A 20,817-nucleotide genomic window follows, 5' to 3' on the forward strand; every position below is an offset into this window, starting at 1 on the left:
TTTTTATAAATAAAAAAGCCCTGAAAATTAATTTCAAGGCTTGACTTGCTATCCTATAACTATAATATTTCCCCACCATCTAAAAATTGATTGTGATAATTCATTTGCAGCGTATAATCTGTCTTTTCCTTTTGGTTGTCCATTAAAGTACATTTCTCCCCAATTGTTTGGATCGTAAACTTCAAAATACAATCTATTATTGATATGAGTGTATCCTTTGACAACTAAGAAATGTCCTCCTTGGTAATTATAAAATCTACCGATGTTTGAGTTATTGTTGTTATTAAAAGAAATAAATCCAGTATTTACGCATACAATTGCTATATTTCCGTTATCCAAAATATCTGTCAACGTATCTTCTCCATTGTAAGCAATTGTACGATTTGGAATTCTTTGATCATTTAAATATCTTGATACTGTGTTTGTTGACCACCATCCACCTTGCATAGGATAACGATCTCTTGCATCTTCAGCACTTGCATCTGTATTTCTGTTGAACCATTTTTCTACCATTACACTTGAAGATGGACCACAATTTGAGTTGCTAGCCCAGCCAGTATTTCCTTGATCTATGTACCAATTATAGTTTCTATCGTTGTGTACTTCTTGTCTTACTGCGACTGTAAAAGTAGGTGTTACTAAAACTACGATTGCCATTAAAAGCATTAATATTTTTTTGCTAAATTTCTTCATATTTTTACTCCTTTAATTTTATTTTTAAAAAGAAGACGTTTTACTTATATTTATAACCTCCTTATTTTATTTTTCTTCTTTTTATTAGCTAAATTATTTGATTTTATAACAATTAATTTCATAATTCTATGTAATTTCTTTAATTATGTTATCGTTTACAATAAAAGTATAACACTTAATTTTAAAATATGAAATAATTTTTAGCAAAAAAATAGTAGCGCATTTAAAAATGCACTACTCATTTATTTTTTATTTAAAATAATGGCCAAATTATTCTTAAAACGAATACTATTGCCAAGATATACATCAAAATTGAAATATCTTTTCTTTTTCCTGCTAATAATTTAATCAATACATAGCTTATCATTCCAAAAGAAATTCCTTCTGCGATTGAATAACAAAATGGCATTGCAATTATTGTTATAAATGCTGGAATTGCTTCCGAGTAATCGTAAAAGTCGATTTCTTTTATAGAACTTAACATAAATAATCCTACGATTACCAATGCAGGTCCTGTTGCTTGTGCAGGAATCATTCCAAACACTGGGAACAAGAATAAGCTTAGGAAGAAAAAGAATGCTGTCGACAAAGCTGTAAGACCGCTTCTTCCACCTTCTGCAACTCCTGATGCTGATTCAACAAATGTAGTTACTGTACTTGTTCCAAGCAAAGCACCAGCTGTTGTACCAATTGCATCTGCTAATAATGCAGGAGAAGCTTCTTTTAATTTTCCTTGTTCATCCAACATTCCAGCTTTTGCACTAACTCCTACCAAAGTTCCAACGGTATCAAAAATATCTACAAATAAGAATGTGAACACTACTGTGAACATATCGAAAGTAAATATCTTGTCGAATTGAATTTGAAAAGCTACCGGAGCTAATGATGGTGGCAATGTTATTGGAGATCCACCTTGGTATTTTGACACTCCCAAAATCAACGCCAAAATTGTTGATGCCAAAATCCCATACATTAACGCTCCTTTGATTTCTCTAGCCAAAAGCCATGCGATAATGAATAATCCTACAACGAAAACTACACTTTCTCTGCTCAATAGATTTCCTAATTGTAAAACAGTACCTTCACCTTTTAAAATAATTCCTGAATTTACCAAACCAACTAACGCTATAAAAAGTCCAATTCCACAACTAACTGCTTTTTTCAAATTAATTGGAATCGCATCAAAAATCATTTCTCTTACTTTAAATAGTGAGAGAATTAAAAATATAATACCTTCTAAAAATACTGCAGTAAGTGCAAATTGCCAAGTATAGCCTAATGTTTTAACAACTGTAAATGTAAAAAATGCATTAAGTCCCATACCTGGAGCAAGTCCAAATGGTAAGTTAGCTAGAAAAGCCATGCAAATCATTGCAATTATACTTGCAACTACACTAGCCGTAAAAACACCGCCCTTGTCCATTCCAGTTTGGCTCAACATTTGTGGATTTACTGCTAAGATATAACTCATAGTCATAAACGTAGTAAATCCTGCCATTAATTCTGTCTTTACATCTGTCTTCTTCTCAGTTAAACGAAATCTTTTTTCTAAAAAATCCAAGTTTTCCCTCCTTAATTTTTATCAAAATCTTCGTATTCCAATTGTTTATCTTCCCAATCTGAATACAAAGAATTTTTCTCAGCGTTAAGATTTTCTAATTCTTCATTTAATTCAAGAATTTTTTTCGGATCATCGTAAATGTCATTTTGACAAAAAATATCTTCAATTTCTTTGATTCTCTCATCAATTTTATCAATATTTGATTCGATAGTCTCGATTTGTTTCCTTAATTTTTTAAGATTATTAGTAATAGCTCGTTGTTTTTTCTTTTCCTTAACAGCGGCAGTTTTGTTCAAACTTTCTTCTGTTTCATCTGTTTTAGAATCATTTATTTTTTCCTGATAATAATCGTAATTTCCAAGGAAAGTCGTCGCTTTGTCTTTTTCTAATACAATAATTTTATCACAAACTCTATTTAAAAAATATCTATCGTGGCTAATTACGAAAACCGTACCCTCGTAATTTATTAAAGAATCTTCCAAACTTTCCTTTGAGTCAATATCCAAGTGATTAGTAGGTTCGTCCAGTAATAAAAAATTTGATTTTGAAAGCATCAACTTCAATAACGATACACGCGCCTTTTCTCCGCCACTCAAATCTTCAATCAGTTTGAAGATATCGTCTCCAACAAAATTCATAATAGCAAAAGCACTTCTGATTTCGTAGTGAGTCATTTTGGGATATTCGTCCCAAATTTCATCGATAATTGTGTTTTTGTCGTTCAAATAAATTTGTTCTTGGTCGAAATATCCGATATTAACATTAGATCCTAATCTGAATTTTCCTGAAGTTGGTTTTAATTTTTTAGTTATAATATTAAATAAAGTCGTTTTACCAACCCCATTTGCTCCGATTAGTCCAACTCTTTCTTCCTTATATATATCTAAGTTACAGTTCTCAAAAATTAACTTGTCGTCAATTTTTTTGGACAAATCTTCAACCATCAACACGTCTTTGCCGCTTGGCGAGGATATTTTGAATTTTATTCCAAATGTTCCGTCATCGTAAGTAGGCTTATCCATTAGTTTCATTTTATCTAGAAGTTTTTTTCTGGATTGTCCTTGCTTATTCTTTTTCGCATTATCAGTACTTGTATATTTTTCAACGATTTCAAGTTGTCTCTTGTACTCACGTTGCTGATTTTCGTATGTTTTACGTTGAATATCCATGTAGATTTTTCTTTGTTTCATAAAACCAGTGTAATCTGTTTCGTAAGTTTTGATGGTTCTATTTTCCATGTGAAAAATCCTGTTTACAATTCCATCTAAGAAATATCTATCGTGAGAGATTATAACGCAAGCACCTTTGTAATTTTTTAGAAAAGTTTCCAAAAACTCGATAGCTTTGATATCCAAATGGTTGGTAGGTTCGTCTAATAATAATACGTCGCATTTTTGAAGAAGAAGTTTTGCGAGCATTATTCGTGATTTTTGACCACCACTGAAATTAGTGACGTTTTTGTCCAAATCATCATCCGAAAATCCCAGGCCCTTTAATGTGCCTCTGATTTCAGAATCGTAGAGATATCCCCCCATTGATTCGAATCTTTCCAAATCTCTGTGGTATTTGTTCATCAAATCTTCCAAATCTTCAGCATCATTCATTTGATTTTCGTATTCTCGAAGTTTGTTCTCCAATCTCAATACTTCTGAAAAAACACTCAAACATTCTTCGTACAAACTATTACTTGAATCAAATGAATTGTGTTGCTTCAAGTATCCTATTTTCAAATCATTTTTAATGAACAAATCCCCACTGTCTTTTGATAATTCTCCTGTCAAAATATTAAACAAAGTGGATTTGCCAGCACCATTTATTCCTATGATTCCAATTTTATCATTGTCGTTAATGTTAAAAGTCACTTTTTCCAAAATGCTTTTATCTAAGAAAGATTTTTCTATGTCTTTTGCGCCTATTAGAATCATTTTTTCACTTCCTAACTAAACAGTCAATCAACCCAATGATGAGTTAATTGACCTTATTTTTTTAAAGATGACACAACTTTATTTGAATCTACATCTATAAGTTTGATTTCATCTTCATCTATTATTGCGATTGATTTGACACCGTCTTTTGGAATCGAAGGGCTTCCAGGATTTAACAAAATAACTCCGTCTTTTTCTTCCAAAACTTTTACATGAGTGTGTCCTGTTATCACGATATCGCAATTATTCGCATTGGCAATCCTAATTCTATTGTCTTCATCTTCTTCATATCCATGAATTGTGAAAATTCTATATTTGCCAAGATTTAATATTCTATGCTTTTGTGTCAAATCGTGTTCAATTACCATTTGATCTACATCGCTGTCGCAATTTCCTCTAGTATAGATTACATTATCCATAGATTTGAAAATAACCGCCAAATCTTTTGGATTGTAATCTTCTGGAAGAGCATTACGAGGTCCATGATACAAAACATCTCCCAGATGCAAAATCGTATCGCAATCTTTTAAAATCTCAAGAGCTTTTTTTGTATTGTCCAAAGATCCATGAGTGTCGCTAATTACGCCTATTTTCATTAGATTAATACCTCATCCAAAATTTCTTTTACATTACTTGTAAAATAGAATTTGATTTTTTGTCTTATTTTAGGATCAATATCTTGTATATCTCTCTTGTTTTCTTTCGGCAAGAACACTTTATTGATTCCGTATCTGTGAGCAGCCAATACTTTTTCCTTAACTCCACCAATTGCCAAAACCCTTCCTGTAAGTGTTATTTCTCCGGTCATTGCAAAATCGTGTTTTACTTTTCTTCCTGTCAATGCACTAACCAAAGCTGTAACCATTGTAACACCTGCTGATGGGCCGTCTTTTGGAACAGCTCCTTCTGGAACGTGAATGTGAATATCTTTTTCTTTGTAGAATTCACCTTTTATTCCCAAAGCTTCTTGATTGCTTCTGATATATGAAATAGCAGCCATGGCCGATTCTTTCATTACATCTCCAAGTTTTCCTGTAAGTTGTGTTTTGCCGCTACCATCCATTACATTCGCTTCAATTGTAAGAATTACTCCGCCAACTTGTGTCCATGCTAATCCATTTACAACTCCAACTGTATCTTCTCTTGGAATTTCATCATCTAAAACTAATTTAGATCCCAAGAATTTTTCCAAATTTTTATTGTTAACTACAACTTTTTTTACATCGTCTTTTACGATTTTTACCACAGCTTTTCTGATAACTTTCCCGATATTTCTTTCAAGCTCTCTTACTCCACTTTCTCTAGTGTAGTTGTTTATAATTGTATAAATAGCATCTCTTGTGATGTGAAATTGTGATTTATCCATTCCATTTTCTTTTAATTGACGCGGAAGCAAATATCTATTAGCAATTTCAAATTTTTCAGAATCTGTGTAGCTTGTAACTCTGATAACTTCCATTCTATCTAACAATGCATCTGGGATTTGTTCTTGTGAGTTGGCAGTTGTAATAAATAAAACATCTGACAAATCCACAGGGATTTCGATGTAATTATCTGTAAATTCGCTGTTTTGTTCTGGGTCTAAAACTTCCAATAAAGCACTTGCAGGATCTCCTCTAAAATCAGAAGCTAACTTATCAATTTCATCCAATAAAAATACTGGATTTAATTTCTTAGCTTTTTGCAATTGAGTTATAATTCTTCCTGGCATCGCACCAATATAAGTTTTTCTGTGACCTCTAATTTCTGCTTCATCGCGCACACCACCCAATCTCATTGATACAAATTTTCTGTTAGTAGCATCAGCGATTGATCTTGCAATTGAAGTTTTACCAACTCCTGGAGGTCCAACCAAACAAAGTATAGGCCCTTTTAATGATCCTGTCATTTTCTTAACTGCCAAGTATTCCAAAATTCTTTTTTTCACATCTTCAAGTCCAAAATGACCATCGTTTAATACTTTTTCTGCAACCTTCAAATCAATTGAACTTTTTGATTTTTTATTCCAAGGAATATCCAATACTTGATCAATGTAATTTCTAATCACAGTACTTTCAGGATTATTTGGATTCATAGAAGATAATCTGTTGATTTCTTTTAAAACGTGTTCTTCAGAATCTTTTTTGAGTTTTAGTTTTTTAACCCTATTAGCATAATCGTCAGTATCTTCGATATCATATTCTTCTCCCAATTCCATCTTAATTTGACGCAATTGTTCTTGAAGGAAATATTCTTTTTGTGTATCAGAAATTTCTTTGTTTGTTCTTTCTTCGATATCTTCTTTTATCTTCAAAAATTCAATTTCTTTGATTACAAATTTGTACACCAATTCAATTCTTTCATCCATATCCAAAGTTTCTAATAACAAAATAGAATCCTTGTCATTTAATGAAATAAGCATTGCAATTGTATCTATTAAAGAACTAGGATCTTCTTCATTTAAAAGACCGCCGAGTAAATCTTGTGGTAATGGTTTTTTGATAATTTCCGCCAAACTTTCAAACGAAGAAATAATCATCCTAATCATAGTCAATGATTTATCTGTTGGATGATATTTTGTCTTATCGTACTCCATAACTTCTACGTTTGCTTCTAGGAAACTGTCGTTTTCCACAAAGTCTACGATTTTCGCTCTATCATAAGCTTCTACCAAAACTCTTATATTTCCATTTGGCATTTTAATTGTTTGTTTAATACTTGCAAGAACTCCTGTATGATAAAAATCTTCCTTTGTAATGTTTTCTAACATTGGGTCTTTTTGAGTACAAATAAAAATCTCAGAATTTCTGAGCAAACTAGCATTTAAAGCATTTAATGAAACTTCCCTTCCAACTTCGAAATGTTGGATATTATTTGGAAACAACCACAAACCACGCAACGCGATTATTGGAAGTTTCTTTTCTGATATTGTATAGTATTCTTTCATCAAACTCCTCTTTCGAATTTAATCTATTGATAAAAATAGCTCACCTTACGTGAGCTATTTGTGTTATTTATTATTTGTTTTAAAAACAAGTTTTGGGTCTTTTCCTTCTAGTACACTTTCTTTTGTCAAAATAACTTTTGAAATGTCTTGTCTTGATGGTAGCTCAAACATAATATTCATCAAAGATTTTTCTATTATTGTTCGCAAACCTCTGGCGCCTGTTTTTCTATCGTAAGCTAATTTTGCAATAGCTTTCAATGCATCTTCATCAAATTCAAGCTCAACATCATCCATTTTGAATAATTCTTGATATTGTTTGATAACCGCATTTTTAGGTTCCAAAAGTATTCGAATTAAAGCTTGTTCATCTAGTTCATCAAGTGTAACTAAAACTGGAATTCTTCCTACAAATTCAGGAATTAAACCGAATTTAATCAAATCTTCTGGTCTAAAATCTTTGAACAACTCAGAAATTTTCTTGTGTTCATTATCTCCCAAATCCGCACCAAAACCTATCGATTTTGTTTCTGTTCTTCTTTCGATTATTTTTTCTAAGCCTTCAAAAGCTCCGCCAACAATGAATAAAATATTTCTCGTATCTACTTGAATATATTCTTGGTTAGGATGCTTTCTTCCACCTTGTGGTGGTACGTTACAAATTGTACCTTCAACTATTTTTAGTAAAGCTTGTTGTACGCCTTCTCCGCTAACATCTCTAGTGATGGAAGGATTTTCGCTTTTTCTAGTAATTTTGTCGATTTCGTCGATATAGATGATCCCTTGTTCTGCTTTTTCGATATCGTAATCTGCCGCTTGAATAAGCTTCAAAATCACATTTTCTACATCTTCTCCGACATATCCAGCTTCTGTAAGACTAGTTGCATCGGCAATAGCAAAAGGAACATCTAATATCTTGGCTAATGTTTCTGCCAAAAGTGTTTTACCACTTCCAGTCGGACCCACCAATAAAATATTCGATTTTTGTAATTCTACATCATTGTTCATTAGATTAGAATTAATTCTTTTGTAATGATTATATACCGCAACAGCCAAGGCTTTCTTGCCTTCTTCTTGTTTGATTACATAATCATCAAGCACATCCTTGATTTCGATTGGCTTAGGCAAATCAATTCTTTCTTGGATATTATCTACATCTTTGAATTCTTCTTCGATTATGCTATTGCATAATGAAACACATTCATCGCAAATAAAAACTCCAGGTCCAGCAATTAATTTTTTTACTTCATCTTGTGATTTCCCGCAAAAAGAACATTTATATTGATTTTCGTTTTTTGGCATAAATATTTCCTTATTTAGAAGTATATATAACTTCGTCTATCAATCCATACTCTTTTGCTTCTTCTGCTGTTAGTATGAAATCTCTGTCTGTATCTCTTTCAATTTTTTCTAGAGGTTGTCCAGTTCTTTCAGATAATATCTTGTTTAATAATTCTCTCTTCTTCAAAATATTCTTAGCGTGAATTTCGATATCACTAGCTTGTCCTTGCGCTCCTCCAAGTGGTTGATGGATTAAAGTATCTGCGTTTGGAAGTGCATATCTTTTTCCTTTTGCTCCACTTGTTAGAAGAATTGCGCCCATACTAGCAGCCATACCAACACAGATAGTTGAAACATCTGGTTTAACGTATTGCATAGTATCGTAAATTGCTAATCCTGCACTTACAGAACCGCCTGGTGAATTAATATATAATTGAATATCCTTTTTAGGATCTTCACTTTCTAAGAACAATAATTGAGCTATAACAAGATCCGCCATCTGATCATTAACTTCGCCTGTAACGAAAATAATTCTTTCTTTTAAAAGTCTAGAGAAAATATCATAAGATCTTTCGCCTCTATTACTTTGTTCTACAACCATTGGTACTAAAGATGGCATATTAATAACCTCCTATTATTAATTCTAATATATTGAAATATTATTTATCTTCTTTTTCTTCAGCTTTTTTAATTTCGAATTTAGTGTTTTCTACTAATTTTTCTAAAGCTTTCTTTCTCTTGATGTCTTCTTTTAAGAATTCAACATTTGGGCTGTTTTTGAATTCTTCGATGAATTTTTCTTCATCGTCTTTTCCATAAACCTTAGCGAATTCTTTTAATTGTTCATCTAATTCTTCATCTGTAGATTCGATTGCTTCTTTTTCGATATATTTTTCTAATACCAAATCGCCCTTAACTTTTAATTCAGCGTTAGCTCTTAATTCGTTTTTAACATCTTCTTCTGAAGTGTTAGTGATTTGGAAGTATTGATCTGTATTTAAGCCCATTTGTTGAACTCTTCTTGCAAAATCTTGGAATTGACGATTAACTTCGTTGTCAATCATAGATTCTGGAACTGAAATTTCAGTAGCTTCAATCAAAGCTTCTACAGCTTTGTTTTGTTTTTCAACTAATTGTCTTTGTTCGTTGTCTTTTTCTAAGTGTTCTTTGATGTCTTTCTTGTATTCATCAAGAGTATCGAATTCAGAAACGTCTTTTACGAATTCATCATCTAATTCAGGTAATACTTTTTCTTTGATTGAATTGATTTTACATTCAAACTTAGCATCTTTTCCCTTTAAAGAATCTTCGTGGTAATCTTCTGGGAATTTAACATTAACATCAAATTCATCTCCAGCATTGTGACCTACGATTTGTTCTTCAAATCCTGGAATAAATGTGTGTGAACCTAAAACTAATTCGTAATCTTCAGCTTCTCCACCATCAAATGCTTTATCATCTACAAAGCCTTTGAAATTGATAGAAACAGTGTCGTTTTCTTTAGCTTCTCTTCCTTCAACTTCTTGAACTCTTGCGTTTGATTCTAATTCGTGGTTGACTTTCATATCAACATCAGAATCAGTTACTTTGAATTCTTCGATTTCTGCTGAAAGCTTAGAATAATCACCTAATTCAAATTCTGGTTTTAAATCAACAGTGAATTTTACTTTTACATCATTGTTTTCAGTAATATCATCAAGATCGATGTCAGGTTGAGAAACTGGTTCTAATTCTAATTCTTCGATAGCTTTTTCGTAAATTCCTGGTAATAAAAGATTTACAGCATCTTCGTAGAATAAACCTTCACCGTAAGCTCTTTCCAACATTTTTCTTGGAACTTTACCTTTTCTAAATCCTTTTAAACTAAATCTAGATCTATTCTTTTTGTAACTTTCCTCAATTGCGTTATTGAAATCTTCTGCAGGTATTTCACATGTGAATACCGCTTGGTTATTTTCTTTACTTACAAGCACTGCGCTCATACTTTCCTCCTAATTTTTATTTAAAACTTAAATTAATTTCACTTAAAATAGAAATTCCAGGTAATATTATACCCTAAATACCATTTTTTTTAAAGTTTTTTAGCTAAAATGATTAAAAAAGTGTTATTTTTGTTCAACTTTGTAGTATAAATCTAATTTTTTTGCTAATTTTTCAAAATTTTCTTGCGTTTTGCCAATATAAACACCATTTTGTATTGATGTTGTAAGAAGTTTATTAGTAGTTTTGTCTACATTTCCTTCATTTACCAAAATATTTACGTAATTTTTTTGTAGACCAACATAAGACGCCAATAAAGATGTTCTAATATCTTTATACTCTGTGAAGATAATCTTCGAGTATTTTATATTGGAATTTTGTGCATAGTTTGCATCATAAACAGATCTGTAATCATTTCGTGTGACCTTGAATCCATTTTGCTTTAACTTCTCATCGTATTCACTACTTATCATTGAAGTTGGTTGATCAATCAAAATATTTGAAATACCTTTATTAATAGCAAATTTTATAATGGAATCGTCAAATTTCTTACCAGATACAAATGTAATCGCATATCCATTTTTTAAATAGTATCCCATCTTTGCCTGAATAAAATTAAAATTAGACATATCGCTAAGAACCAACGTATCGGTAGGGTTAAGATTAGTGTTTTCTTTGATGACATTCTTTGATACCTCTGCGCGATTTTTCCCATCAATTCTCGAAACCAACAAACCACTCAATTTCAAATTATCAGAAATCTCTTCTGAAACTGATTTTGGACCACCGATAATATACACATTTTTTGCTTTCAGTCTATTTACTTCTTTTAATATAGGACTTTCCTTCTTTATATATGCTCCATCATTTTGAATAAACAAAATCGCCGCCTTGTTCTTATACGCAAAACTTAGTGCCGAAATTATATCACTTTCTTTTTTTTCATTTACAATAACCAAATTGGGGTTTTTATCATAAACTTCTGCGGTCAATTTCTCTGATAAATTTGAACAGTCTTCCTCAATTATTTTGTCCAGAACAACATTCGTATCACAGAAAGATTTTGTTGATAAAAACAATAAGCACATACACAAAAATAAAATTCTTTTCATATTTACCTCTTTATTAATTATATATTAAAATCAAAACAAATTGCAAAAATATATCAATTGTTGCAAATTTCTGCAATTTAGTTATATAATTAGTTAGTACTATCAAAAATGATGAAAGGAATTGTATATGTTCGTATTGGAATCAAAATTGATAAAGGCAGTTCAGATAAAATCAAATGAAGAATCTCACGAATTAGCCGATAAAATATTAAAAAACTGGGAAGAAACTGAAACTAATATTAGATCCCAAAAGAACACAATTATTCAATTGCTAGGGATATTTTGTTGGAATCAGGTTAAAAATATAAGTGATCCTGAAAGTCTAAAATATAATGAAATCGAAAAAAACAAATTATTAAATAAATTAGATCGCGATGATTCAGAAAATTTAAATGAAATATTTCATGAAATCGTTGAGTATTATACAACAAATCAAAATATATTTACTAAAGGCTGTGAAAATCCTTTAATCAAAAGAACTTTGGATTATATTTACAACAATAGCGAACAAAAAATTTCACTGGAAGTGTTATCTGATCATTTGCATATATCTAAAAGTTATTTGTCGACATTGATTTGCCAAAACACCGGCACTACACTTCCAAATATTTTGGCAACTTTCAGAATTGAAAAAAGCCTCCTGCTTTTGACTTACACTGACAAATCAATCAGCGAAATATCAAAAGAATTGGGCTTCCAATCAGATTCTTATTTTTGCCAACAATTTAAAAATATAAAACAAATCACACCTAAAAAGTTCAGAACAATAACAAAGCGTGACCTTTATTAAGGCCACGCTTTTTTTTATTGTTTATCGTAATCTTTAGAATGTGGACAAGAACTGGATCCACAATCACAGCTGCCACCTTTTTTTATAATATGACGTACTGCAAAAACAACTGCTGCCGCAATTATTATTAATATTATTATATCTGCGATATTCAAAAAATCACCTTCTTTTAAATTATAACTCTATTGTACCGCTCTTTTTGATTCAATATGTTTGTATTTATCTTTTCTAAAAATCAAATACAACATTACAACAAATACTGCAAGTGCTATACCTGTCATTATTGTAAATGGTTGTTTTACTACCAACACATTTAAGAATTGAAATACCATGAATGAAATTAGATAAGCAAAAACAATTTGATAAATAATCGCAAATGCTGTCAATTTTGAAGAATTCATTTCTTCTTTTATAGCACCAACTGCCGCAAAACAAGGAACTGTTAATTGGTTGAATACCAAGAAACTCAAAGCAGATGCTATAGTGAAGTTGTTTTTTACCAAATCAGCTATTTTACCTGTATCATCACCTACACCAGAAACTATTCCGTAAACGCTGACTACCATTTCTTTAGCAACAGTTCCTAAGAATGAAGCTACAGTTGCAGTCCAATTTCCGAATCCTAATGGAGCAAACAATGGCGCGAATATTTTTCCGATATAAGCCAATATAGTATCAGTACTGTTATCGTTAAAATGAACAAATTCTCCCTTAACAGAAATATTTTGTAAAATCCAAACGCAAATTGATGCAACTAAGATTATTGTACCTGCTTTTATGATAAATGATTTAGTTCTATCCCAAGTTACACGCAAAACATTTGAAACAGTTGGTGTGTGATATTCAGGAAGTTCCATTACGAATGGAGCTGGTTCTCCTGAAAAAGCTTTTGTCTTTTTCAAAATAAGGCCACTGATTATTACTGCCAAAATTCCTGCAAAATACAATAATGGAGCAAACCACCATTGACCGAAAATCGCTGCTGCAAATAATGCTATGATTTCTGTTTTTGCACCGCAAGGCATGAATGATGCAACGATGATAGTCATTTTTCTGTCGTTTTCATTTTCAATAGTTCTTGTTGCCATAATTCCTGGAACTGAACAACCAGTACCAATTAAGATTGGAATAAATGATTTACCAGATAAACCAAACTTTCTAAACATTCTATCCAACATAAATGCAATTCTTGACATGTATCCTATATCTTCTAAAATAGCTAACAATAATTCCAACGTTGCAACCAAAGGCAAGAATCCCAATACTGCACCAACGCCGGCAACAATACCATCTACAACAAGGCTTGTTACCCATTCGCTAGTTCCGATTGCTTCTAATCCTTTTGTAACTAAATCAGCTAATGCAGTTCCCATCACAGTATCTGCCCACCAATCGTGGAATGGAGGACCACCAACAACTTTTACCGCAATAAAGTAAACGGCTATCATTATCAATGCAAAAATTGGTAATGCCAAAAATCTGTTAGTAACCACCCTGTCGATTTTATCACTAGTTGTTAATCCCGATCTTCCTTTTTGTACAGAATCTGAAATTACTGAAGTAATGAATGTATATCTTTCATCTGTAATTATGGATTCACCATCATCATCGTATTCTTCTTCAATTTTTGAAACAATTTCTTCAACTTTTGCTTTTTCTTCATCAGTGATATGAACAGCTTGCAATGCTTTTTCGTCTCTTTCCAAGGCTTTTACAGCAAACCATCTTTTTGATTCAGAATTTTTAATGGATTCTACACTATTTTCTATTTCAGTAAGCACATTTTCAATTTCATCACTAAATGATTTTATCGATTCATGATGAGATTTCACTTGTTTTTGTGCAACTTCAATTAATTCATCCAAGTTTAATTTTTTAAGTGCTGATACTTCAACTATTGGAATTCCCAATTTTTCAGATATTAGTTTTGTGTTTAATTTATCGTTATTTTTCTTAACGACATCCATCATATTAAATGCCAAAACCATTGGAATTCCAATTTCAGATAATTGTGTTGTAAGATACAAGTTTCTTTCAATATTTGAAGCATCCACAACATCAATAATTACATCTGGTTTTTCGTTTATTAAGTAATTTCTACTAACAACTTCTTCCAAAGTATATGGAGAAAGCGAGTAAATTCCCGGTAAGTCGGTAATTTTAATATCTTTGTTATTTTTTAAGGTTCCCTCTTTTTTTTCTACAGTAACTCCTGGCCAGTTACCAACATATTGATTGGATCCTGTCAATGCGTTAAACATAGTAGATTTACCACTATTAGGGTTACCTGCTAAAGCAATTCTAATTGACATAAGTCCTCCTAATTATTTATTTATCAATTCTATTAAAATATTTTCTGCATCATCTTTTCTAAGACTCAACTCGTATCCTCTCAAATTGATTTGAACTGGATCTCCTAACGGTGCTACTTTTCTGATATAGATTTCTACATTTTTTGTAATACCCATATCCATAATTCTTCTTTTAACAGGACCTTTTCCTAAAATCTTAACAATCCTGTAGTATTTTCCTACTTCGGCATGCTTAAGATTCATTTCGTTATCCACTTTATGTATCCCCCTTGATAAAATATCATTAAATATGATTTACCATAATTCTCATAGCTATATCTTTTCCTATAGCCACTCTTGAACCTTTGATTTTAACTATCAAATTTCCGTGGCTTTCTGAAACAACACTCACGAGCGCCCCTTCAACAAAGCCCATATTATTCAACAGTTTTTTTTGTGCATCATCTTTTATTGATTTTATTTTTATGATTTCAAAATCTTCGTTCAGTGGCACTAGAGCCAAATTCATTTAATCACCCTCATTTAAACGTTTAAATCTGTTACCTTGATATTATATTGATGAATAGTATTAATGTCAAGAGAAATTGAGAATTATTTTCCTTCTCATTTACATTTGTTACAAAAATGTTGCAATTTGCTAATAAAATTTACACTACATTTTATATTTGATATAATATCTCAAAGAGATAAAAACAAAAAAGCGCCAGACCTTTACGGTTAACGAGGGATAGAGTCATCGAGTTTTTCGGCGGGAGCTCTATAGGTAACACAGCCTTAGCATTTAACAAAGTTCAAAAGTAATTTTGAAACAAAAATAATGAAGTGTATCTCTAAAAAATTTGGAGGTAAATATATGTGCGGAATAGTATGTTATAACGGCGAAAAATCAGCCGTAGAAATCATATTAAACGGATTAAAATCTCTGGAATACAGAGGATATGATTCAAGCGGTATTTCTGTCGTAACAGACAAAATCGAAACAGTAAAAAGAAAAGGAAAATTACAAAATTTAATAGATTCTATCGATGAAATTGATAACAATGCAAGTATTGGAATTGGTCACATCAGATGGGCAACTCACGGCGAACCTAATGAAATAAATGCCCACCCTCAAGTAAGTGAAGATGGCAAATTCTCAGTTGTACACAACGGTATTATCGAAAATTACAAAGAATTAAAAAAAGAAATGGAAGATAATGGCTACACTTTTAAATCAACTACTGACACAGAAGTTGTGGTTGCTTTGATTAGCCACTATTACAAAGATAATTTGTTGGAAGCAGTAAAATCTACAATCAATAGATTAAAAGGAGCTTATGCGTTAGGAATTGTTTCAGAATATGAAAAAGACAAACTAATTGCAGTGAGAAAAGAATCTCCATTGATTATGGGTAAATGTGATGATGGAATAATCTTAGCGAGTGATATTCCTTCTGTTTTAAAGTATACAAGAGACATTGTGTATTTGGAAAATGGAGATGTCGTAGAGATAGATAAGAAAAATTACACAATATACGACAAAGACTTCGCAAAAGTTGATCGTGAAGTTAAAACTGTTGACATGACAATTGATCAAGCTAGTAAAGGCGGATACGATCATTTTATGTTAAAAGAAATTCACGAACAGCCAGAAGTTGTGAAAAAGACTTTGGAAGTTAATCTAAATAATAATGTAATAGATTTTGCAGAAAACTCACTAACTGAAGAAGAATTATCGAAAATCAACAAAATTTATATCGTTGCATGTGGTACAGCATTCCATGCAGGTGAAGTCGGTAAAGTTGCAATCGAAAAATTGGCAAAAATTCCTGTAATTACTGATATCGCATCTGAATTTAGATACAATGATCCATTTATCGATGAAAATACTCTAGTGATTTTGATTTCTCAATCAGGAGAAACTGCTGATACATTAGCAGCTCTTAGAGAGTCCAAAAATAAAGGCGCAAAAATCTTAGCAGTTACAAACGTAGTTGGTTCATCAATCGCAAGAGAAGCTGACAAAGTCATCTACACTTTGGCAGGCCCAGAAATCGCAGTAGCCAGCACTAAAGCATACATTTCACAATTAGTTACAATGATTATGTTGGCTTTGGATTTCGCAAAGAAATTAGGCAGAATTGAAGATTCTGAATATTCAAAATACATCGAAGAATTAAAAACAATGCCTAAAAAAATTGATGAAACATTAAAATCAGAACCTATAACTGAAAAAATCGCTGAAGCAATCAAAGATGATAAATCAATGTTTTTCATTGGACGTGGCTTGGACTTTTTGAGTGTAAAAGAAGGAGCTTTGAAATTAAAGGAAATTTCCTACATTCACACTGAAGCCTTCCCTGCAGGAGAATTAAAACACGGTTCCATCGCTTTGATCGAACAAAACACTCCAGCATTATCAGTTATTACGCAATCAAAATTAGCTGAAAAGACAATATCAAATGTTCAAGAAGTTGTGACAAGAGGAGCTAAGGTATTTACAATCACAGTTGAAGGAAATGACAATATGAAAGATTTCTCAGAAGAAATCATCTTCATTCCTAAAACTTTAGAATTATTGTATCCTATACTTTCAGTAGTTCCCGAACAATTATTGGGATATCACACTTCTTTGAAAAAAGGATTAGATGTCGATAAACCACGTAACTTAGCGAAATCAGTTACAGTTGAATAAAAAATACGGAGTACTCATTATAATGTGAGTACTCCTTTTTTAATGATTAATATTAAATTTTTAAATACATTTTATAGTTCTAAATTAGGATAAACTTTCAAATCAAGTCCATCTTGTTTTCCGTTGATATAATCATAGTATCCAGCAGTTGCAATCATTGCAGCGTTATCTGTGCACAAGATTTTGTCCGGAAAATAGACTTGTATTCCCTTTTCTTCTGCTTTTTCCAATACTCTTTCTTTTAATCTAGAATTTGCTGCAACTCCGCCACTTAGAACGAAAGTTTTTTGGTTTTTTTCTTCTAATAATCTAAAAGATTTCTCAACCAAAACATCTATTACAGCTTCTTGGAAAGATGCTGCAACATCTTCTTTTATTATCTCTTCGTTTTTTTGATTTTTATTGTTCAAATAATTTAACACAGCTGTTTTTAATCCACTAAAACTAAAATCGTAACTGTCTTTTTCAAGCATTACTCTTGGAAAATCAATCGCTGTTGGATTTCCTTGTTTTGCAAGCTTGTCAATAACAGGTCCTCCTGGATATTCCAATCCCAACGCACGTGCAACCTTGTCATAGCTTTCTCCACAAGCGTCATCTCTTGTAGACCCAATTATTTCGTAATCTTGATAATCCACAACATCTATTAAATAAGTGTGGCCACCAGATACAACTAACGAAATAAATGGCGGTTCTAATTCTTTGTGGCTAATGTAGTTAGCGCAAATGTGGCCTTGCATGTGATTTACCCCTACAAGAGGCTTCTTCAAACAATAGCTCAATGATTTTGCACAAGAAATCCCAACTAATAGTGCTCCAATAAGTCCGGGACCTTTTGTAACGCAAATTACATCAATATCTTTCAATGATAAACCTGCTTCGTCCAAAGATTGTTGCAAGATAGAATTCATTGCTTCCAAGTGAAGACGGCTCGCAACTTCTGGAACCACACCACCATATCTTTTGTGTACATCTATTTGAGAAGAAATCACATTACTCAACACTTCTCTTCCATTTTTTACAATTGCAACACTTGTTTCATCACAAGACGTTTCAATTGCAAGCGTAATTATATTTTGTTTAATATCATCCATATTCAACATCATCCTCAATGCATTTTCTCGTGGAGTTTCATAATATCCATTAATTCTACCGTTTTTTTGAAATCCAAATTTTGTGTAAAGATTAATTGCCTCAAAGTTGGATTCTCTAACTTCCAAGAAAATATTATTTACATTTTCCTTTTTGCAAAAATCTAACATAAATTTTATAAATTCAGTTGCAATTCCTTGGTTTCTGCAACTTTTTTTCACAGAAATTGTGTGCAATTCAGCCTCATCAACAACTACTGAAAACCCAAAAGCTCCTACAATCTCTCCTTTATTTTCTCCGACAAAATAGTGATTGAATTCATTTTTCAAACAAGCTTCGTATCCAATTTTGCTCCAAGCATCAGAAAAACTCTCCTTTTCAATCTCAACAACATCATCCAAGTCGAAAAAGTTCATTTCTCTAATTATCATTATTGTGTCTTCTTTCATAATCTCGTTGTGCTTGAGATTTTCTAACGTAGTCTGGGCTGAGAGTGTAGTAGCTATCAAATTTTTCAATTTTATTTGCCAAATCGCAAATCGATCTTGTAATGCAATTATTCAACGAAGAATTTGCAAGGTAGAAGTTATCCTTTGAATTGATTTCATCTACAAATGAATACACTCCATCTCCAACGAAAATATATTCCTTATCATCGTCTAATTTTTCTATCAAATCTTCAAAATAAATCAAATCATCATCCATCAATCGTTCTAATTTTGAATCGTTAGTGAACATTGAGTAATAAACTCTTCCACCTCTAGCATCTAAAATAGGAATGATGATTTTGTCAGTGCTTATCATATTTGCCAAAGCTTCCAATGTGGATATGCCGACGATTTTCTTGTCGAAAACTTGTGCAAAAGTCTTCGCAGTAGTCATTCCAATCCTAAGGCCAGTAAAAGATCCCGGTCCTTTGCATACTGCGAACACGTCCACATCTTCAATTTCTGTATCTAATTTTTCAAGCATTTGCTCAATCATCAAGACCAAAGTTTCGCTGTGAGTTTTCTTTTGATTTATATTATAATCTCCAACAATCAACCCATCTTCCATCAAAGAACAAGAGCTAATCATAGTCGAAGTATCAATTGCTAAAATTTTCATTTAATTCCTCTATAATTTCTTTTTCTCTTTTATTGTTGCCATCAATTCTAATTTTTCTGGAAACATCACCAGTTTTTTCAATGTAAATTTCAATTAGGTTTCTAGGCATATAAGACTGTGCCTGACTTGCCCATTCAATTATAGTAATTCCTTCAGGATACAACAGCTCATCGATATCCAAGGATTCTATCTCCATCTCATCTTCTAATCTATACAAATCAATATGATTTAATTGAATGTTCCCATAGTATGTATTTACCAGCGAAAAAGTCGGACTTGTTACATTTTCTTCAATTCCAAAACTCTTCGCAATAGATTTAGTAAGAGTAGTTTTTCCAGCTCCCAAATCTCCAATCAAAGATATAACATCTTGTTTTTTCAAAGTTCTTGCAAAAATTTGTCCAAATTTTTCAGTATCTTTTAAATCATTTAAAATATATTCCATAAATATCACCAAATAAATTATATCACAACTGAACAACAACAAAAATGACCCATTATCTAGAATAATGAGTCATTGTATATTTTATGAATTTTTACATGTATATTATTGATTATTTTTTCAAAAATCTTGAAATTGGCTTGTAAAGTGCAATAGTAACTGCAGATACAATAATACCTTTTACAATGTTAAATGGCACAATACTGAAAAGCACAAACATTAATGGAGTGCCTGCCAATGAATTTACTTTTGCGAACTCTTTTGTAAAATCAACCAAATTAATTCCGTATAATGGGAAAATTACAAAATAGTTAGAAATGCAAGCAACTATTGTGTAAGCCAAGACTCCGAAAACCAATCCTGTGATAGCTGATTTTCTGCTTTTACCTTTATTGTAAATTGAGCTAGCTACAACTACAAACACTGATGATAATATGAAGTTAGATAATTCTCCAACTCCACCAGTTGTTGTTCCGTTGATGATAAAGTTCAACAAAATCTTAACTGCAGAAGTCAACACACCTGCTACAGGTCCTAGTGCAAATCCTGAAATTAATACTCCCAAATCTCCAATATCCACTGTCATAAATGGTGGTGCAAATGGTAGTGGGAATTTGAAAATCATAAGTAATGCACTTATTGCCCCTAAAATACTAATTCTTACCATAGTTTGAGTACTAGATTTTTTTCTTGTGGTTTCCATAACCTACCTCCTAAGATTTTCAAGGGCAAATAAAAAAGCCCTTATTTTTTAGGGCTAAATGTTAATTATTACACTTACTTCTTTCGTCCAGACTTTACTGTCGGTATTGGAATTACACCAATTCATGCATAACGCTCGCGGACTGTAACCGCCGGTGAGGAAATCAACCTCGCCCTGAAGTAATTTCATTATACCACTAACAATATTTTTTGTAAACTTTTA

Annotated in this window: 19 protein-coding genes, 1 pseudogene and 1 riboswitch; of the genes and pseudogenes, 2 read left to right on the forward strand and 18 right to left on the reverse strand. The window is 31.8% G+C overall.

Annotation, left to right across the window (positions count from 1 at the left end):
* Positions 1-48: 48 nt before the first annotated feature.
* The 9 genes from FMG_RS06330 to FMG_RS06370 form a co-directional block, all read right to left on the reverse strand.
* A complete protein-coding gene (locus FMG_RS06330) occupies positions 49-693 on the reverse strand; it encodes a hypothetical protein (protein WP_012290893.1) in 645 nt (214 codons plus the stop codon).
* A 253-nt stretch (positions 694-946) separates the two neighbouring features.
* Complete coding sequence (locus FMG_RS06335) at positions 947-2,254, reverse strand: NCS2 family permease (RefSeq protein WP_012290894.1); 1,308 nt, start codon at positions 2,252-2,254, stop codon at positions 947-949.
* A gap of 11 nt (positions 2,255-2,265) precedes the next feature.
* A complete protein-coding gene (gene abc-f, locus FMG_RS06340; RefSeq protein WP_012290895.1) occupies positions 2,266-4,179 on the reverse strand; it encodes a ribosomal protection-like ABC-F family protein in 1,914 nt (637 codons plus the stop codon).
* Positions 4,180-4,232: 53 nt separating this feature from the next.
* A complete protein-coding gene (yfcE, locus tag FMG_RS06345; RefSeq protein WP_012290896.1) occupies positions 4,233-4,775 on the reverse strand; it encodes a phosphodiesterase in 543 nt (180 codons plus the stop codon).
* Complete coding sequence (gene lon / locus FMG_RS06350) at positions 4,775-7,105, reverse strand: endopeptidase La (RefSeq protein ID WP_002839518.1); 2,331 nt, start codon at positions 7,103-7,105, stop codon at positions 4,775-4,777. Before lon ends, yfcE begins: the two co-directional genes overlap by 1 nt.
* 63 nt (positions 7,106-7,168) lie before the next feature.
* Positions 7,169-8,404: an ATP-dependent Clp protease ATP-binding subunit ClpX gene (gene clpX / locus FMG_RS06355; RefSeq protein ID WP_012290897.1), complete on the reverse strand. Its 1,236-nt coding sequence runs from the start codon at positions 8,402-8,404 to the stop codon at positions 7,169-7,171.
* A gap of 10 nt (positions 8,405-8,414) precedes the next feature.
* Positions 8,415-9,002 carry an ATP-dependent Clp endopeptidase proteolytic subunit ClpP gene (gene clpP, locus FMG_RS06360; RefSeq protein WP_002835127.1) on the reverse strand — a complete coding sequence of 196 codons (588 nt, stop codon included), beginning with the start codon at positions 9,000-9,002 and terminating at the stop codon, positions 8,415-8,417.
* 40 nt (positions 9,003-9,042) lie between these two features.
* The gene (gene tig, locus FMG_RS06365; RefSeq protein ID WP_002842423.1) at positions 9,043-10,365 is read right to left on the reverse strand and encodes a trigger factor; all 1,323 of its coding nucleotides are present in this window, start codon (positions 10,363-10,365) and stop codon (positions 9,043-9,045) included.
* Between the two features lie 123 nt (positions 10,366-10,488).
* Positions 10,489-11,475 (reverse strand): cell wall-binding repeat-containing protein, encoded by a 987-nt coding sequence (locus FMG_RS06370; RefSeq protein ID WP_012290898.1) that lies wholly within the window; start codon positions 11,473-11,475, stop codon positions 10,489-10,491.
* A 127-nt stretch (positions 11,476-11,602) separates the two neighbouring features.
* Between FMG_RS06370 and FMG_RS06375 the strand changes: the two genes are divergently transcribed.
* Positions 11,603-12,265, forward strand: a complete 663-nt coding sequence (locus tag FMG_RS06375; protein WP_002837202.1) for a helix-turn-helix transcriptional regulator — start codon at positions 11,603-11,605, stop codon at positions 12,263-12,265.
* A 14-nt stretch (positions 12,266-12,279) separates the two neighbouring features.
* Here FMG_RS06375 and FMG_RS09590 read toward each other — a convergent pair whose 3' ends face one another.
* Genes FMG_RS09590 through FMG_RS06390 form a run of 4 tightly spaced genes read right to left on the reverse strand, consistent with a single transcriptional unit; the run spans position 12,280 to position 15,085 of the window.
* A complete protein-coding gene (locus FMG_RS09590; RefSeq protein WP_002837260.1) occupies positions 12,280-12,420 on the reverse strand; it encodes a FeoB-associated Cys-rich membrane protein in 141 nt (46 codons plus the stop codon).
* Positions 12,421-12,447: 27 nt separating this feature from the next.
* Positions 12,448-14,577: a ferrous iron transport protein B gene (gene feoB / locus FMG_RS06380; protein ID WP_012290899.1), complete on the reverse strand. Its 2,130-nt coding sequence runs from the start codon at positions 14,575-14,577 to the stop codon at positions 12,448-12,450.
* 12 nt (positions 14,578-14,589) lie between these two features.
* Positions 14,590-14,820: a FeoA family protein gene (locus FMG_RS06385; protein ID WP_012290900.1), complete on the reverse strand. Its 231-nt coding sequence runs from the start codon at positions 14,818-14,820 to the stop codon at positions 14,590-14,592.
* Between the two features lie 40 nt (positions 14,821-14,860).
* Positions 14,861-15,085: a FeoA family protein gene (locus FMG_RS06390; RefSeq protein ID WP_002839511.1), complete on the reverse strand. Its 225-nt coding sequence runs from the start codon at positions 15,083-15,085 to the stop codon at positions 14,861-14,863.
* Positions 15,086-15,430: 345 nt separating this feature from the next.
* Here FMG_RS06390 and glmS point away from each other — a divergent pair, with 345 nt between their 5' ends.
* On the forward strand, positions 15,431-17,251 hold the full coding sequence (gene glmS, locus FMG_RS06395; protein WP_012290901.1) for a glutamine--fructose-6-phosphate transaminase (isomerizing): 1,821 nt from the start codon (positions 15,431-15,433) through the stop codon (positions 17,249-17,251).
* A 71-nt stretch (positions 17,252-17,322) separates the two neighbouring features.
* Here the strand turns inward: glmS and tsaD are convergent, their stop codons facing one another.
* The 5 genes and pseudogenes from tsaD to FMG_RS06415 form a co-directional block, all read right to left on the reverse strand.
* On the reverse strand, positions 17,323-18,345 hold the full coding sequence (tsaD, locus tag FMG_RS06400; RefSeq protein WP_041250658.1) for a tRNA (adenosine(37)-N6)-threonylcarbamoyltransferase complex transferase subunit TsaD: 1,023 nt from the start codon (positions 18,343-18,345) through the stop codon (positions 17,323-17,325).
* Positions 18,346-18,366: 21 nt separating this feature from the next.
* Positions 18,367-18,792 (reverse strand): annotated as a pseudogene (gene rimI, locus FMG_RS09860) (ribosomal protein S18-alanine N-acetyltransferase); the annotation flags it as partial.
* On the reverse strand, positions 18,764-19,450 hold the full coding sequence (gene tsaB, locus FMG_RS06405; protein WP_012290903.1) for a tRNA (adenosine(37)-N6)-threonylcarbamoyltransferase complex dimerization subunit type 1 TsaB: 687 nt from the start codon (positions 19,448-19,450) through the stop codon (positions 18,764-18,766). The gene tsaB and the pseudogene rimI, both read right to left, overlap by 29 nt.
* Entirely contained in the window at positions 19,431-19,895 is a 465-nt protein-coding gene (gene tsaE, locus FMG_RS06410; RefSeq protein WP_002842374.1) for a tRNA (adenosine(37)-N6)-threonylcarbamoyltransferase complex ATPase subunit type 1 TsaE, read from the reverse strand. The genes tsaB and tsaE overlap by 20 nt, the downstream gene beginning before the upstream one ends.
* A 109-nt stretch (positions 19,896-20,004) precedes the next feature.
* Positions 20,005-20,595, reverse strand: coding sequence for an ECF transporter S component (locus FMG_RS06415; RefSeq protein WP_002837231.1), 591 nt, complete (start codon positions 20,593-20,595; stop codon positions 20,005-20,007).
* A 71-nt stretch (positions 20,596-20,666) separates the two neighbouring features.
* Positions 20,667-20,781, reverse strand: a riboswitch (FMN riboswitch).
* Positions 20,782-20,817: the final 36 nt, after the last annotated feature.

Origin of the sequence: Finegoldia magna ATCC 29328 (assembly GCF_000010185.1) — a bacterium.
Taxonomy (GTDB): Bacteria; Bacillota; Clostridia; order Tissierellales; family Peptoniphilaceae; genus Finegoldia; species Finegoldia magna_H.